The following is a 15,306-nucleotide window of genomic DNA, read 5'->3' as shown; positions in this document are numbered from 1 at the left end:
ACATTTTGTCTTGAGAACCAATATGTTACAAAAACAGGGCTTTTTTTCTACTCTTTTTTTATATCGAACTCAGGTTAAGAAAATAAAAGATTTATACTACGAATATTATGATTTCACGGCAGGGACGAGAACAGTTAAAGTGGCTTTTATCAACATAGATAGGAGTAAAACATGACTTTAAAAAAGATTCGTTATAATACGGCTGAATTGGTATGCTAAATAAACGCAATGCCAAGTTAGGTCTAAATTTTAAATCAGCAGCTCTAACAACAAAATTTAAATAATAAATATAAAACTAACGGTCCCAGTATTTGGGACCTTTTTATTTCTCAGTTTATCATTCATTGCTTTGATGCACTGCAGTCGCTACTTCAGCAGGCTCAATTTGAATTAACTTTTTACCAAAGCTGCGTAACCACCAAACCAATTGCGAGGTAAAAGGGACAGTGGCTGTTACCAATACATCACCATTTTCCAGTGTTTCAATGGTCTGGTCTTTACTTAACTGACTTTCATCAAAGTAAATTGCATCAGCTTTTTGCATGGTCAGTTTGAGCTGAATATTTTCTGTGGCTTTGCTGAAATTGACTCTGAAGCCCAGTTCGCCAGATTCAATATAAGCATCAATATCAAAATTGACAGGGTGTAATGCGCGTGAATCTAAAACTTTTGCGGCTTTAAAACGATGCAGGGCAAAGGTCTGAATATCTGTTTTATCAAAGCGGGTACATATTAAATAAATGACTGCGCCTTTTTGTACCAGTGCCAAAGGATTTAGCACATAGGTTTTTTCTTCACCTGAACTGCTGCGTGATTGGTAAATACATTCCAGTTGTTTGTCTTGTAGCAAGCCTTCATAAATTGCTTGCTGCGCATTACGGTCTACCAGTGGTGGAATTAAGGGTTGTGTTGCAGGCACAATCCGTACACGGTTAATCCATTGGCGAACATTATTTTGCGTAGATAAACTACGCCGTGCCAAATCAAACCAAGGGTTCATTTCTTCAATCAGACTTGGTGGCAACAAGTGTTTTAAATGTTCTTCGACCATCATAAAGGTGACCGCTTGTGAGCTGGTCATGTGTGGCAAGCTTTGAATAGGTGCATCTGATCGCCAACGCCAACCTTGTGGCACGGTACCGTTACTTTCAATAGGAAAGCGCTGCGAAATTTGGTTTAAGTCACGCTGAATGGTGCGCAAACTGATGTCAATGCCTTCACGTTGCAAGACATCGTGTAATTCACGCGTACCCATCCATTTACCTGTAGAGAGTCGCGATAAAATTTGCCATTGGCGATATAAACTATTCGATGTTTCTTTTTCTTGTATAGACATATTCAGTATTTGCTTGGTCGTTTTAAATGAGTCAGAACGTGAGTGTTAACACAATAAGAAAACTTAGAATGTTTAGCAAGTTTTTTACTCAAAAAGGGCGGTGCAGTACATATTCAGATCATGCATCTATGCAGTGAGTTCAGAGGATTAACGTATTTTAAATTAGATTAAACTATGTGAAAAAGTATGTGATTGATGCAAGACAACTCAGAATTTCGGGTGATTTGAGAGGGTGCTTTTTAATAAGCAAGCTTAAACTGTATGCTTTAAGTAAGGTCAAGTCTTTTTCTTGTGTGTTTGAGGTGGGTTTATGTAAATAAAAACACGTATTGCCTTATGGTGCTGTAGTTTAATTAAGCACACAATTTGGACAAAACCTAACTTGAAATAAGGAGGAACAATCAACCGTGAATTTATCTAGCAGCGATGCACGAGAAATTTTTTGGTTAGCCCGCTATTTAACCCGTATTCAATATTTATGTCAGCAATTTCCCTTTAAACAAAATGCGGCTGCTTTAAGCTATGCACATGCTTTTTGTTTACCTGCTTTTGATGCTGCATCTCTAAATGAGCTAATTTTAAATGAAGAGCAACCCGCGTCATTTGCCATGCAATTCCAGCAAAGTAGCGTAAAAATTCATAATTTAGCAGATGTGTTATCACCTCAAGCCTATACAGAATTGATACGCCTCATTCGAAATGCCCGTGACAATGCTGCTTATATTTGTGATGTGGTGCAAGACTGCCACGATGTTCTAGAAGCTGAGCCGCAAAATATTTTTTTATTCTTTCAATTGGGGCAAAAATTGGAAGAGTTAGATCGACAAATCCGACTTAAACAATCTAAGGACATGACAGTAGCGCAAGTGGAAATTATTGTGCAATTGCTCAAAGATTTAGGTTGGCTATCACTGGCTGAAGCATGGCAGCAACTTAAACAACAACCTGATAGCATGAATTTTTATCATTTTAGCGACCACATTCAGCATTTACTTTCTGTGGATTAAAGCACCGATTCATCCTGCTTTGAACTTGTTGATAAAATCGGTGGCTATTCACTCCAGCATGCATCTAAAAAAATAATGGAAGCCTGAGCTCCCATTATGTATTGAATTTATTGTCAATCTTAATCAAGTTTCAAGATTCGATGCAATGGTGTACTTAGTCACGTTCAACTGCAAGTGCAACACCCATACCACCCCCAACACAGAGGGTTGCAATGCCTTTCTTAGCATCACGGCGTTGCATTTCATGTAATAAAGTCACCAAAATACGGCAGCCTGAAGCCCCAATTGGGTGACCCAATGCAATTGCACCACCATTGACGTTGACTTTATCTAGGTCTAAGCCTAATTCTTTAGCAACACCCAAAGCTTGTGCAGCAAATGCTTCGTTGGCTTCAATCAAATCAACCTGATCTAAGCTCCAGCCTGCTTTGTTGAGGGTTTTCTTCACTGCTTCAACAGGACCAAGCCCCATAATTTCAGGCTCAATACCAGACATGGCATAGCCTTTAATACGTGCCAATGGCTTAAGACCTAATTCTGCCGCTTTGTCTGCACTCATCATCAGTACTGCTGCTGCTCCATCATTAATGCCTGAAGCATTACCTGCGGTTACGCTGCCATCTTTTTTAAAGGCTGGGCGTAGTTTTGCTAGGCTTTCAAGGCTGGTATTGGCTTTAATGTATTCATCTTCAGCAAATACGACAGGCTCGCCTTTACGTTGTGGAATGCTGACTGCGGCAATTTCATCTTTAAACTTGCCAGCTGCCTGAGCTGCCGCAGCACGTTGTTGTGAAGTCAATGCAAGTTGATCTTGCTCTTCACGGTTTAAACCCAGTTTTTCTACAATATTTTCTGCGGTAATACCCATGTGATACTGGTTATAGGCATCGGTTAAACCATCAGCCACCATGCTGTCTACCAATTGTGCATTACCCATTTTTTGCCCATTACGCAGCTGCATATAGTGTGCGCTTTGTGACATAGATTCTTGACCACCTGCGACCACAATCTCGGCTTCATCGCATTGAATGGCTTGTGCTGCCAAATGTACCGCACGCAAACCTGAACCACAGACTACATTCAGGGTAGATGCAGGCACTTGTACTGGAATGCCAGCAGCAATTGCTGCCTGACGTGTAGGGTTTTGTCCCACGCCTGTCGTGAGTACGTTGCCCATAATCACCTGATCAACTTGTTCAGGTTTTACATTGGCACTGTCTAAAACAGCACGAATTGCTGTTTGCCCCAACTGTGGTGCAGATAAAGATGCAAGACTACCTAAAAAGCTACCAATCGCAGTACGTTTTGCTGCAACAATCACAACATCTTTCATTTTATATCCTTAAATTTTGTGTTCATGTTTCTGTGGATGCACATGATATATAGCATGTGCATGGCTGTTGTTATATGACCGATTAGAATAAATTTACCAAAACATAGCGACCTGGTGCCGCTTCAATGATTGGATACTGCGCATTACCCAAGCTGCGGGCAGGGACTTGTTCACCAGTGTACGGTGTGACCCATGCCTGCCAGCGCAACCACCAAGATTCAGGGTGATATTCTGCGCCGTCTAGCCATTGTTTGGTATTTTCAAACTTGGCAGCATTGGTGTAGCAACCGTATTTATTACGGCTTGGAGGATTAACAATACCTGCTACGTGTCCAGATTCACCTAAAACCAAGGTAGATTCACCACCCAAGTAATCTGCGCCACGGAAACAAGTATCCCAAAGTGCGATATGGTCTTCCTGCGTTGCAATAAAGAAGCTTGGTGTTTTTACACGAGATAGATTCAAGCCCACACCGTTAACCTTAACGGCATTTGGTGAAATCAATTCATTGTTCAAATACAAATTGCGCAATAAGAAATTATGAATTTTGGCAGGGATATTCGTACCATCGCTGTTCCAATATAAAATATCAAAATCAGAAGGTTCTTTACCTTTTAAGTAGTTTTCGATGTAGTAATTCCAGTACAGCGTATTTTCACGCAGTAAACTGAAGGTAACTGCCAACTGACGACCATCGAAATAACCCAATTGATTGTTCAGGTTTTCCAAACCACTCACCACAGGCTCATTAATAAATACACCTAAGCTGCCTGGGTTTTCAAAGTCGATAATGGTGGCCATATAGGTCGCAGACTTTACGTGATTTTTCAGGCGTTTTGCTACGTAATAGGCTTGAGTCGCAGCAAGTAACGTACCGCCAATACAGTAGCCAATGCAGTTGGCCTCTTTTTCACCGGTAATTTCTTCAATTACACGCAAAGCTTCTACTGCACCTTGTGTAATGAGATCAGCAAAAGTCAGTTCTTTCTGTTCGGCATTTGGGTTACACCAAGACATTAAAAAGACCGTATGACCTTGCTGACGCAACCAGTTCACTAAAGAGTTTTGTTCGCGTAAATCCAGCACATAATATTTATTGATAAACGGTGGTACGACTAGAATAGGGGTTTGATATACATTTTCAGTAGTTGCTTCATATTGCAATAATTGGAAAAAGTCATTTTCAAAGACGACTGCACCAGGGGTATACGCCAAATCTTTGCCCAAGCTGAAAGAGTCGCTATTCACCATACGAATAGATAAATACTTGCCGCTGTTCATGACATCATCATGGAAAACCTGCATGCCACGGACTAAGTTTTCACCTTGTTCAGCGACGGTTTGCTGAATCACTTCTGGGTTAGTCCACAGAAAGTTACTTGGAGATAACGCATTGATCATTTGACGGGTAAAGAAGTGAATGCGATAGCGAACTTTGTCTGGAACGCCTTCGACCACATCTACCATGTTTTGCACTAACTGGCTAAACAGTAAATAAGACTGTGATAACAGATCAAAATTTGGGTGTTCTTGCCATAATGGGCTGTTAAAACGACGATCACCACTTTCAGGCTGAATAAATGGTGCTACATCTTTGGCCACGCTGCGCATCAACACATTTTGGTAGATTTGCATTTGACCTTGCCACCAGCTCCATTGCATTTCCATCATGCGAGCTGGGTTTTTAGATAGTGCTTCAAAGAACAAAGACATATCTTCTTTGTTGAGCTGCGCCAAAGCCTCATTAATTGGGCTTTGCCCATAATAAAATTCTTGTAATTTTTTCCAGATGTCATCATGTACAGAAAAAAATTGTAGTATGTTTTCTTTGAATTGAAATGAGTTCGGGTTCATTTCATCGCTCCATAGCACATGGCTTTTAGCAATCAAATTGAGTGCAGGGCTGAAACTAAAACGGGGAAATTTTCACACTTCCCCGTAACATTCGTCCTGATAACGCATGGTTTTCAGAGCAGTGTTATTTATTGTTAGGCATAGATTCGCTAACTAACTTTTCAAATTCCGATTTGAATTCAGTCGTTAGTGTTGCCAACTTTTTGCCATCTTCAATCATTTGCTGACTAAGTTTGTTCATGGTTTCTAATTGCTTGGTGGTGCAATTCACCATGCTTTGCATGTCTTTAACTTCACTATTGGCAAACATTTGCGCTAGACCAATGTTGGCATAGTTGCGTGCTGCTTCTAATTGTAGGTTGGTTAAGTCAGCAAAGTTTTTAGCCACTAAGCTGTTGAATTTTGTGTACGGTTCAAATACGTTTTTGTATTGTGCATTCATATTTGAGAATAAGTCGCCGTATAGCATGGTGTAACTCCAGTAAATAAACTTGTAAATGAAAATAGGGGCTGCACGGTTTAGTGCATGTATAAACCGCCATTAATCGATAAGGTTTCGCCTGTCACGTACGCACCGTGCTCGCTGACCAAGTACATAACAGCAGCGGCAATTTCAGCTGGCGCAGCAAGACGTTGTAGAGGAATTTGTGCTTCAATGCTTTTAATCACATCTTCACGCATGGCAGTAACCATTGGTGTTGCGGTATAGCCAGGCGCAACCACGTTTACACAAATATTTGAACGTGCACCTTCTTGAGCTAAGGCTTTGGTAAAACCGATAATGCCGGCTTTGGTCGCAGAGTAGTTGGCTTGTCCAAACTGACCTTTTAAACCGTTGACTGAGCTGATATTGACAATACGTCCCGACTTTTGTTCTAACATTTTGTTAAACACGGGCTGAGTCACTGTGAACAATGTTTTTAAGTTGGTATCAATGACTTGTGACCACTGTTCATAGCTCATCTTTTTAAAAGTTGCATCACGGGTGATGCCTGCATTATTGACCAGCACATCGACACGACCTTCAGCAGCAATTGCTTCTTGAATAGCTGCTGTTGCCGCTTCGTGGTTATTTAAATCCGTTAAGACAAAGCGTACATCGCTGTCTTGAAATTCTTCACTTTGAAGCCATTGTTTTTCGCGGTCTTCATCACGTGGTACAACCGTTGCGATAATTTTATAGCCTGCTGTAACCAGTTGACGGCAAATCTCACTGCCAATACCACCTAATGCACCCGTCACTAAAGCTACTTTTTGTTCAGACATGTTGTTTTCCTAAGCAGAATAAGGTTATAAAAAATAAGAAGTTTTTCCTCTTTATTCTTGTTTAGAAATTAAGCGTTTTATATTGCGAACAGACTGCAGTTTGATGATGCTTTAAAGTCAAAAGTAAACAAATATTGGAAATATCTTGAGGAAGAAACGGCAGCATGTAAGGATTTGAACAAGCAGCTACAGTGAAGTTATTGATTCATCGTGCAGGACGCAGCAAAGTTCAGAGAACTGGTGCAAATAAGGGTTTGCTATAAGTTGTAGATATATGACAGTTAAAATACATACTGCGAGCAGATTATTTGGATTTAGATTTTTTAATATGTGCAATTAATAGTTGTTGTGCTTGAAGTGCGTTGTAATGTTGAGGATGGATTTAAAGTTGAATTATTCACTTAGATAGACATATTAAAATGAAATGGCATGTAGCGATCTAGCTACATGCCATTTAACAAAGCTATATAAAGAATATTTAAAGTGCAGTTGTTTTACGTTGCGGACGTGGGCTTAAACGACAGAGGAGTTCATAACCAATCGTACCATTGGCTGTAGCAACATCATCTACTAAACGGTGCTTGCCCCATAACTCAACTTGCGTGCCTAAATCGACATTTAAACCAGTCACATCAATGGCAATCATGTCCATAGACACACGCCCAAGGACAGGTGTAAGTTTTGAGCCGATCGCCACAAAATTCGGCTGCGTAAATGTGCGTGGATAGCCATCGCCATAACCAATTGAAACAATGGCAATCTGCATGCTTTGTTCTGCGGTAAAGGTTGAGCCGTAGCCCACATGCTCGCCAGCATCTATTTGATTCAGAGCAATAATTTCTGCACTGAGCGTCATCACTGGTTTTAAATCGAGAGCATGCACATTGTGGGCAGCAAAAGGCGTTGCGCCATATAGCATGATGCCAGGGCGTACATAGTCAAAATGCAACTCAGGGTAACGATAGATTGCAGCAGAATTACAGCATGAAGCTAAAATTGGATGGCAATTGTCTTTGACATGCAAAAATTGGGCGACCTGTTGATCATTTAATGCATGATCACCATCGGCATTGGCAAAGTGCATGGTCAATACACAAGTAAACCCTTCAGCTTTCAGCATCTGAATTACATCTATAATTTCTGGAATTTTGAAACCTAAACGATTCATACCGCTGTTGAGTTTGACCCAAACCTTTAAGCCTTGTGCAATATAATCGGCTTTGTGCTGCAGTAACCAATCTAGCTGGGCTTGATGGTGCACCACACATTCAAGTTTGTGTGCCAAGACTTGCTGCATTTCATGTTTGGCAAAAACGCCTTCAATGAGGGTAATGGGCTGTGTATATCCTAATTCACGGATTTCTAAAGCTTCTTCCACACAAGCGACACCAAAGGCATCGCTGTCTTTTAAGGCTGCTAAGCAGTCTTTTACACCATGTCCGTAAGCATTGGCCTTGACCATGCTGACAATTTTCGCTGTTGGGGCAAGTTGTTTGACACGGTTTAAATTATATTGCAGTGCCTGACTGTCAATATAAACTGTTGCTTGGCGCACCCTAAATACTCCTACAGGGTCTGTGAAAATAATGATGCTGGGGATTATTCCTCATCATCGTACTGAGCATAATACTCAGGGGATAAGTTACTAAAACGGGTGTATTGGCCTTCAAATGCCAAACGTACCGTACCAATTGGGCCGTTACGCTGTTTACCAATAATAATTTCGGCTGTACCTGCTTCTTTAGATTCTTTATTGTAGACTTCATCACGGTAAATAAACATGATCAAGTCAGCATCCTGCTCAATCGCACCAGATTCACGTAAGTCAGACATCACGGGGCGTTTATTTGGTCGATTTTCTAAAGAACGGTTCAACTGCGACAAAGCAATCACAGGGCAGTTCATTTCTTTGGCCAAAGCTTTTAAGCTACGTGAAATTTCTGAAATCTCACCAACACGGTTATCACCCATGCCAGGGACTTTCATTAATTGTAAGTAATCGACCATGATACAACCGATTTTACCGCCATGTTGTTTGGCTATACGCCGTGCACGTGCACGAACTTCCGTTGGTGGTAGGGCAGAAGAGTCATCAATATACAAATGCTTTTCTTGCAGTTGCAAAATCGTACCTGTGACTTTGGACCATTCATCGCCACTGAGTTTACCTGAACGTAAATTGCCTTGATGCACTTTACCGTAAGCAGAAATCAAACGCATCGCAATTGAATCAGCAGGCATTTCCATTGAGTACACAAGGGCAGGTAAGTCATTATTGAACAAGACACTTTCGACCAAGTTCATAGCAAAAGTGGTTTTACCCATAGATGGACGTGCAGCAACAATAATCAAGTCACCCGCTTGCATCCCTGAGGTCTTATTGTCTAACTCTACAAAGCCCGTAGTTAAGCCTGTAATGTTGCCTTCCATTTTGGAAAGCTCATCTAGCTTGTCAAATACATCGGCAACAACACTGGAAATTGCTTTAGGGCCTTGCGCTTTGGCATTGTTATTGTGTTGTTCAGCAATCTGGAAAATATTAGTTTCGGCTAAGTCTAAAATTTCACTGACACTACGGCCTTTAGTGTCATAGGCATTTTGTAAAATTTCAGAACTAACTTTAATCATATTTCTAAGAGTAGAGAATTCTTTAATTTTCGTGGCATAGGTTTCTAGGTTATAAAAACTAGAAGGTGAATCTGCCATGAGTTGCATCAAGTATTCTTCGCCACCTGCGGCTTCAAGCAAATTCTGTTTAATGAGCCAGTCATTTACCAATACGGCATCATAAGGCGAGTTTTCTTTAGAAAGAGAATCAATCGCACGGAAAATATATTTGTGGCGCGTTGCATAAAAATCAGATTCTTGTAAGACATCACCCACTTGCTCAAAAGATTCGGCCACAGTCATTAATGCCGCTAAAACAGCTTGCTCAATGGCTAGGTTGTGCGGTGGTGTGCGGAACTCTTTTAAGGGGCTGTTCTCATTCGGTTTTAGATCAGACTTTGTAGTATGTTGCTTTGCGCTGGCATTCGCCTGTGACATATAAATCCCTGATTTTTAAAACAGTAAATCGCTGAATAATACATGGGGGAGAGAACTTAAAACTCAAGCTACTTTCCACTTCACGATGATACGCCCTCTAGAAAAAAAAGCGAGTAGATTTTGGCGAAGGATAAGTCAAATGCGAATTAGAAAAGGCGGGGTAAATATGAAAGACAAAAAAAGAGCATGCGTTAAGCATGCTCTTTCTTTTTGCGTAAAATTACTCAGATACGATAGTAACGAGAACTTCAGCAACAACATCATGGTGCAATTGGATTGCGATGTTGAATTCACCAGTGTGACGAAGCGCACCGTTTGGTAAACGAACTTCTGCACGGTCAACTTCAAGACCAGCATTCGTTAACGCGTCTGCGATGTCACGAGTACCGATAGAACCGAATAGTTTACCTTCATCACCAGCTTTAGCAGTGATTACGATGTTAACTTCGTTCAATTGGTCAGCACGTGCTTGAGCAGCAGCTAAAATTTCAGCTTCTTGCTTCTCAAGTTCAGCACGACGAGCTTCAAAAGCAGCAGTGTTCGCTTCAGTAGCAGCAACTGCTTTACCTTGAGGGATTAAGTAGTTACGGCCGTAACCAGCTTTAACTGAAACTTTATCGCCTAATTTACCAAGGTTCTTAATGCGTTGTAATAAGATAATATCCACAGCTCAACCTCACTTATGATTGTCAGTGTAAGGGATCAACGCTAAGTAGCGAGCTTGTTTAATAGCAAGCGCTAATTGACGTTGGTAACGAGCTTTAGTACCTGTAATACGGCTAGGAACAATCTTGCCATTTTCAGTGATGTACTGTTTTAGTGTATCGATATCTTTGTAGTCGATGTACGTAACGTTCTCAGCTGTAAAGCGGCAGAACTTGCGACGACGGTAAAAACGTGCCATTGATGTTCTCCTTAAGCTTCAGCAGAGTCTTGGTTAGCTTGTTGTGCTTCTTCACGTTGAGCTTTACGCGCACGTTTTTCTTCAGCACTCTTAGCCAATAATGACTCTTCAGTGATAGCGTTTTCACGACGGATGATTAAGCTACGAAGGATCGCGTCGTTATAACGGAACAATTCTTCTAACTCATCAAGCGTAGTTTGACCACATTCAACGTTCATAAGAATGTAGTGCGCTTTGTGAATTTTGTTAATTGGGTAAGCCAATTGACGACGGCCCCAATCTTCTAAACGGTGAATTTGACCTTCAGCTTCTTTGATGTGAGTTAGGTAACGTTCTACCATACCCACAACTTGATCGCTTTGGTCTGGGTGTACCAAAAGTACGATTTCGTAGTGACGCATTGTCAGCTCCTTACGGTTTATGCAGCCCCTGACTAATTTAATCAGAAGCAAGGAGTCACAACCGAAGTTGTGTCGCAAAATTGCGAAGCGTGAATTTTAGTGCTTTTGCCAAGTAAATACAAGACTTTGTGTGAGTAATGATCGCGAGATTTGTTTATTAGCAGAATCTATTGGTTTAATGGATGAAATAAATGAATAATAGTATGTAGCTAACTTTTATAAAGTTAGTATATTGAAAATTTTATTGAAGAAAATGAAAAAATTCTAGAAAAGTACAGCGTGTGAAAAGAGGGCAGGTACTCCATTAAAAGATAGAGCGGAACTCTATCTTTTAAAAAAGTATGATTTGCGTGGTTGGCGCAGTTGCCGTAAAGCTAAAACATAGGCTCACAACAGTAATTAAAATAACCGAAAATAGGAAAAAGCGTTTTGCCCATAATTGATCATTTTCTGCTTTAAAACCAATAATGCCCAAATACAACCAATAGATGCAGAACGCATTTAAAATAACCAAATACAGCCAGTTTGCATAACCAAATACAAACAGTCCGTTCATGGCAATAGTAAACAACATGACATAAATCAGTGATTCAATTTTGGTACGCAGTATGGAACGCGCTACTGGCAAAATTGGAATATTGGCATTTTTGTAATCATCAAAGCGGTAAATTGCAATTGCCCAGGAGTGGGGCATTTGCCAAAGTGCATAGCCTAGAAAGATCAGCAGTGCAGCTAAGTCAAACTGGTTTGCAACCGCAGTATAACCAATGACAGGTGGGCTTGCGCCTGAAATACTGCCAATAATGGTTTGATGAATTGTTGTGCGCTTTGTCCATAGGCTATAAAAGCCCACATATACGACAAAACCAATCAGCGCAAAAAGAAAAGCGTATGCATTAACTCCAAACCATAAAATACTAAAACCGATTAAGCCCAATACAACCGAATAAATCAGCGCAATTGGAACAGAAACAGTTTTTTTCACTAATGCACGGTTTTGTGTGCGTTGCATTTTTTGGTCGATGTCTTGGTCAATAATATTGTTGACCACACATCCTGAGGCGACAACAAGTGTTGTACCAAGCAGAGTAAGCAGTAGGAGAAGGAAATCTACAGAACCTTGGGCAGCTACAAAGTAGCCACCCAAAGTGGTAATGAAATTACCAAAGAGAATTCCTGGCTTTGTCAGGAATAAATACTTTTTCAGCATGACAACCAGTTTAGATCATCATGTTGTAGTGTAGGTAGTTCATGATCCATACAGAACCAACCAAAAGGATGGCAATGGTCAGAATGGTATACACGAATGCAATCACGTTCCAACGTTGCTCTGAAGAAGAATTCATATGCAAGAAATAAATTAATTGAATAAGAATCTGAGCAACTGCTGTAATCGAAATAACAGTGATCAAAATACCACGGCCAAAACCACCTGCCATTACCATACCAAAAGGAATAATGGTAAGAATAACAGATAGGATAAAGCCAATCGTATATTGCTTAGTGTTACCGTGTGATGCACCAGCAGAGTTGTGATCGTGACTCATTAGAGAACTCCCATCAAGTAAACTACGCTGAATACACAGATCCAAACGATGTCAAGGAAGTGCCAGAACAAGCTTAGGCAAGCTAAACGACGCATGTTAGGAAGAGTCAAACCATATTTCTTGATTTGAATCATTAACACGATCATCCAAACTAAACCTGAAGTTACGTGAATACCGTGCGTACCAACCAAAGTAAAGAACGCAGATAAGAACGCACTTACACTTGGACCATGACCAGCATGAACTAAATGGTTGAACTCATAAAGTTCCATACCAATAAAGATCGCACCGAAAATCCAGGTAATACCTAACCAAGTTAAAACCTTAGCAACATCTTTCTTGTAAGCAGCTAAAACGGCAAAACCGAAAGTTACAGAAGAAATCAACAGGGCAAAAGTTTCTGTAAGAACGAAGCCTAATGACTCGCCAAACAAATCTTGAGCTGTTGGAGTGCCTACTGGAACGTGGCTACTTAATACAGCGAACGCGATGAAGAGTGTACCGAAAATTACAAGGTCACTCATCAAGTAGGTCCAGAAACCAAAGACGGTGATGTCGGTATCATCGTGGTGATGATGCTCATCGTGTCCGTGGTTGTCGTGATGAAGTACTTCAGCCATGTCTTAGTCCTTCTTCAAGTGTTTTTCAAGGATCGCATAGCGTTCGTTTTCAATACGCTCAACTTCAGCAGCAGGAACATAGTAGTCCACTTTCTTCGTGAATGAACTCACGATGAAGCTGATGATTGCAGCGATAAAGGTAACGAATACTAACCACCAAATATGCCAGATTAACGCGAAGCCCATTACTGTAATAAACATTGCAATAATGAAACCAGCTGCACGGTTGGTTGGCATGTGGATGTCTTCATACTTCGTTGGACGCGCGTATGCAACACCATTTTCTTTGTCAGTCCAGAAAGTATCAATACCATTGATCTTTGGAAGGTGAGCAAAGTTATAGAACGGTGCTGGAGAAGAAGTCGCCCATTCAAGCGTACGACCATCCCATGGATCGCCTGTAAGGTCTAAACGTTGGTTACGTTGTAAGAAACCAACTACGATCTGCATAACGAAGCAGAATAAACCGATAGCAATTAACACAGAACCGAAGAACGCGATTGACAAGTACGGATCCCATTCAGGGTTGTCATAAGTATTCAAACGACGTGTCATACCCATGAAACCAAGGATATACAACGGCATGAATGCAAAGTAGAAACCGAAGAACCAGAACCAGAATGCTGCTTTACCCCAAGTCTCATTCAGTCTCCAACCAAACATTTTTGGCCAGTAGAAAATGATACCTGCGAACATCGCGAATACAACACCACCAATAATTACGTTATGGAAGTGAGCAATCAAGAATAAAGAGTTGTGTACAAGGAAGTCCGCTGGTGGAACTGCCATTAATACACCTGTTAAACCACCGATACCGAAAGTCACAAGGAAGCCAAGTGTCCATAGCATTGGGGTAGTGTAGGTAATACGACCCTTGTACATAGTGAATAACCAAGAGAAGATTTTCACACCAGTAGGAATCGCAATAATCATGGTCATGATACCGAAGAACGCGTTAACGTTGGCACCTGCACCCATGGTAAAGAAGTGGTGAACCCATACAACAAGTGATAACACACCAATTGCAACGGTTGCGTACACCATTGATTTGTAACCGAACAAAGTTTTGCGCGCAAAAGTCGCAGTTACTTCAGAGTAAATACCAAATGCTGGTAATACTAAGATATATACTTCTGGGTGACCCCATGTCCAAATCAAGTTTACATACAACATTGGGCTACCACCCATGTCGTTGGTAAAGAAGTGGAAACCGAAGTAACGGTCAAGCGTTAACATCGCAATTGTCGCAGTTAAAACTGGGAAAGTTGCAATGATAAGTACCGAAGTAACTAATGATGTCCAAGTGAAAATAGGCATGTCCATAAGTTTCATGCCAGGCGCACGCATTTTGATGATGGTAACGAAGAAGTTAACACCCGTTAATAGCGTACCTAGACCAGAAACCTGTAGTGCCCAAATATAGTAGTCAACACCAACACCTGGAGAGTATTCGATACCTGAAAGTGGAGGATAAGCCATCCAACCAGTTGCAGCGAATTCACCTAATGCAAGTGAAACCATTACTAGACCCGCAGCACCAGCAAATAACCAGAAGCTTAAAGAGTTCAATAATGGGAAGGCTACGTCACGAGCACCAATCTGTAATGGTACAGAGATGTTCATTAAGCCAACAACAAGACCCATTGCCACGAAGAAGATCATGATCACACCGTGAGCGGTGAAAATCTGGTCATAGTGTTCTGGGTGTAAATAACCTTCACCACCACCTTTTGCAAGGAACTGCTGAAGACGCATCATGATCGCATCTGCAAAGCCACGAAGAAGCATGACTACAGATACAAAGATATACATGATACCAATTTTTTTATGGTCTACAGATGTGAACCATTCGTTCCACAAGTAGCCCCATTTTTTGAAGTAGGTAATACCAGCAACAACTGCAAGGCCACCTAAGATCATCGCTGCAACAGTAACCAATACGATTGGATCGTAAGGAATTGCATCTGGACCTAACTTACCTAATAAGCTCAT

At 41.0% G+C, this 15,306-nt stretch carries 15 protein-coding genes; 1 reads left to right on the top strand and 14 read right to left on the bottom strand.

The features are described 5' to 3' along the window. Window positions 1-337: 337 nt before the first annotated feature. Window positions 338-1,336, bottom strand: coding sequence for a WYL domain-containing protein (locus HHA42_RS09745; RefSeq protein ID WP_168417480.1), 999 nt, complete (start codon window positions 1,334-1,336; stop codon window positions 338-340). 407 nt (window positions 1,337-1,743) lie between these two features. On the opposite strand from HHA42_RS09745, the gene HHA42_RS09740 reads away from it, so the two are divergent. Beyond that, window positions 1,744-2,343 (top strand): hypothetical protein, encoded by a 600-nt coding sequence (locus HHA42_RS09740; RefSeq protein WP_154320684.1) that lies wholly within the window; start codon window positions 1,744-1,746, stop codon window positions 2,341-2,343. A gap of 154 nt (window positions 2,344-2,497) precedes the next feature. On the opposite strand, the gene HHA42_RS09735 is transcribed toward HHA42_RS09740, so the two are convergent. The 13 genes from HHA42_RS09735 to cyoB form a co-directional block, all read right to left on the bottom strand. Then, entirely contained in the window at window positions 2,498-3,676 is a 1,179-nt protein-coding gene (locus tag HHA42_RS09735) for an acetyl-CoA C-acetyltransferase (protein WP_168526307.1), read from the bottom strand. An 82-nt stretch (window positions 3,677-3,758) separates the two neighbouring features. Continuing rightward, window positions 3,759-5,531: a class I poly(R)-hydroxyalkanoic acid synthase gene (locus HHA42_RS09730; protein ID WP_168461396.1), complete on the bottom strand. Its 1,773-nt coding sequence runs from the start codon at window positions 5,529-5,531 to the stop codon at window positions 3,759-3,761. Window positions 5,532-5,655: 124 nt separating this feature from the next. After that, window positions 5,656-6,000, bottom strand: a complete 345-nt coding sequence (locus tag HHA42_RS09725; RefSeq protein WP_019384921.1) for a phasin family protein — start codon at window positions 5,998-6,000, stop codon at window positions 5,656-5,658. A 50-nt stretch (window positions 6,001-6,050) separates the two neighbouring features. Then, complete coding sequence (gene phbB / locus HHA42_RS09720; RefSeq protein ID WP_168526305.1) at window positions 6,051-6,797, bottom strand: acetoacetyl-CoA reductase; 747 nt, start codon at window positions 6,795-6,797, stop codon at window positions 6,051-6,053. Window positions 6,798-7,275: 478 nt separating this feature from the next. Further along, window positions 7,276-8,352, bottom strand: a complete 1,077-nt coding sequence (gene alr, locus HHA42_RS09715) for an alanine racemase (protein ID WP_168417476.1) — start codon at window positions 8,350-8,352, stop codon at window positions 7,276-7,278. Between the two features lie 44 nt (window positions 8,353-8,396). Further along, window positions 8,397-9,842, bottom strand: a complete 1,446-nt coding sequence (dnaB, locus tag HHA42_RS09710) for a replicative DNA helicase (RefSeq protein WP_168417475.1) — start codon at window positions 9,840-9,842, stop codon at window positions 8,397-8,399. 220 nt (window positions 9,843-10,062) lie between these two features. Then, window positions 10,063-10,509: a 50S ribosomal protein L9 gene (gene rplI / locus HHA42_RS09705; RefSeq protein ID WP_004973150.1), complete on the bottom strand. Its 447-nt coding sequence runs from the start codon at window positions 10,507-10,509 to the stop codon at window positions 10,063-10,065. Between the two features lie 9 nt (window positions 10,510-10,518). Further along, the gene (gene rpsR, locus HHA42_RS09700; RefSeq protein WP_004719336.1) at window positions 10,519-10,746 is read right to left on the bottom strand and encodes a 30S ribosomal protein S18; all 228 of its coding nucleotides are present in this window, start codon (window positions 10,744-10,746) and stop codon (window positions 10,519-10,521) included. An 11-nt stretch (window positions 10,747-10,757) separates the two neighbouring features. Beyond that, window positions 10,758-11,147 (bottom strand): 30S ribosomal protein S6, encoded by a 390-nt coding sequence (gene rpsF / locus HHA42_RS09695; protein WP_168417474.1) that lies wholly within the window; start codon window positions 11,145-11,147, stop codon window positions 10,758-10,760. 331 nt (window positions 11,148-11,478) lie between these two features. Then, complete coding sequence (gene cyoE, locus HHA42_RS09690) at window positions 11,479-12,357, bottom strand: heme o synthase (RefSeq protein WP_168417473.1); 879 nt, start codon at window positions 12,355-12,357, stop codon at window positions 11,479-11,481. Between the two features lie 10 nt (window positions 12,358-12,367). Further along, entirely contained in the window at window positions 12,368-12,694 is a 327-nt protein-coding gene (locus HHA42_RS09685; RefSeq protein ID WP_004973158.1) for a cytochrome o ubiquinol oxidase subunit IV, read from the bottom strand. Continuing rightward, window positions 12,694-13,314, bottom strand: a complete 621-nt coding sequence (gene cyoC, locus HHA42_RS09680) for a cytochrome o ubiquinol oxidase subunit III (RefSeq protein WP_168417472.1) — start codon at window positions 13,312-13,314, stop codon at window positions 12,694-12,696. Before cyoC ends, HHA42_RS09685 begins: the two co-directional genes overlap by 1 nt. A 3-nt stretch (window positions 13,315-13,317) precedes the next feature. Beyond that, a complete protein-coding gene (gene cyoB / locus HHA42_RS09675; RefSeq protein WP_168461399.1) occupies window positions 13,318-15,306 on the bottom strand; it encodes a cytochrome o ubiquinol oxidase subunit I in 1,989 nt (662 codons plus the stop codon).

Source organism: Acinetobacter sp. A3 (assembly GCF_012371415.1).
In the GTDB taxonomy this organism is placed as follows: domain Bacteria; phylum Pseudomonadota; class Gammaproteobacteria; order Pseudomonadales; family Moraxellaceae; genus Acinetobacter.
Note: the sequence above shows the minus strand (reverse complement) of the source record. Positions and strands in the feature narration are given on the sequence as shown.

Coding starts and splice junctions, on each gene's coding strand:
- cyoC (WP_168417472.1), bottom strand. CDS start 13,314: ATGGCTGAAGTACTTCATCACGACAACCACGGACACGATGAGCATCAT.
- dnaB (WP_168417475.1), bottom strand. CDS start 9,842: ATGTCACAGGCGAATGCCAGCGCAAAGCAACATACTACAAAGTCTGAT.
- HHA42_RS09730 (WP_168461396.1), bottom strand. CDS start 5,531: ATGAACCCGAACTCATTTCAATTCAAAGAAAACATACTACAATTTTTT.
- HHA42_RS09685 (WP_004973158.1), bottom strand. CDS start 12,694: ATGAGTCACGATCACAACTCTGCTGGTGCATCACACGGTAACACTAAG.
- phbB (WP_168526305.1), bottom strand. CDS start 6,797: ATGTCTGAACAAAAAGTAGCTTTAGTGACGGGTGCATTAGGTGGTATT.
- rpsR (WP_004719336.1), bottom strand. CDS start 10,746: ATGGCACGTTTTTACCGTCGTCGCAAGTTCTGCCGCTTTACAGCTGAG.
- cyoB (WP_168461399.1), bottom strand. CDS start 15,306: ATGAGCTTATTAGGTAAGTTAGGTCCAGATGCAATTCCTTACGATCCA.
- cyoE (WP_168417473.1), bottom strand. CDS start 12,357: ATGCTGAAAAAGTATTTATTCCTGACAAAGCCAGGAATTCTCTTTGGT.
- HHA42_RS09725 (WP_019384921.1), bottom strand. CDS start 6,000: ATGCTATACGGCGACTTATTCTCAAATATGAATGCACAATACAAAAAC.
- HHA42_RS09735 (WP_168526307.1), bottom strand. CDS start 3,676: ATGAAAGATGTTGTGATTGTTGCAGCAAAACGTACTGCGATTGGTAGC.
- HHA42_RS09745 (WP_168417480.1), bottom strand. CDS start 1,336: ATGTCTATACAAGAAAAAGAAACATCGAATAGTTTATATCGCCAATGG.
- rpsF (WP_168417474.1), bottom strand. CDS start 11,147: ATGCGTCACTACGAAATCGTACTTTTGGTACACCCAGACCAAAGCGAT.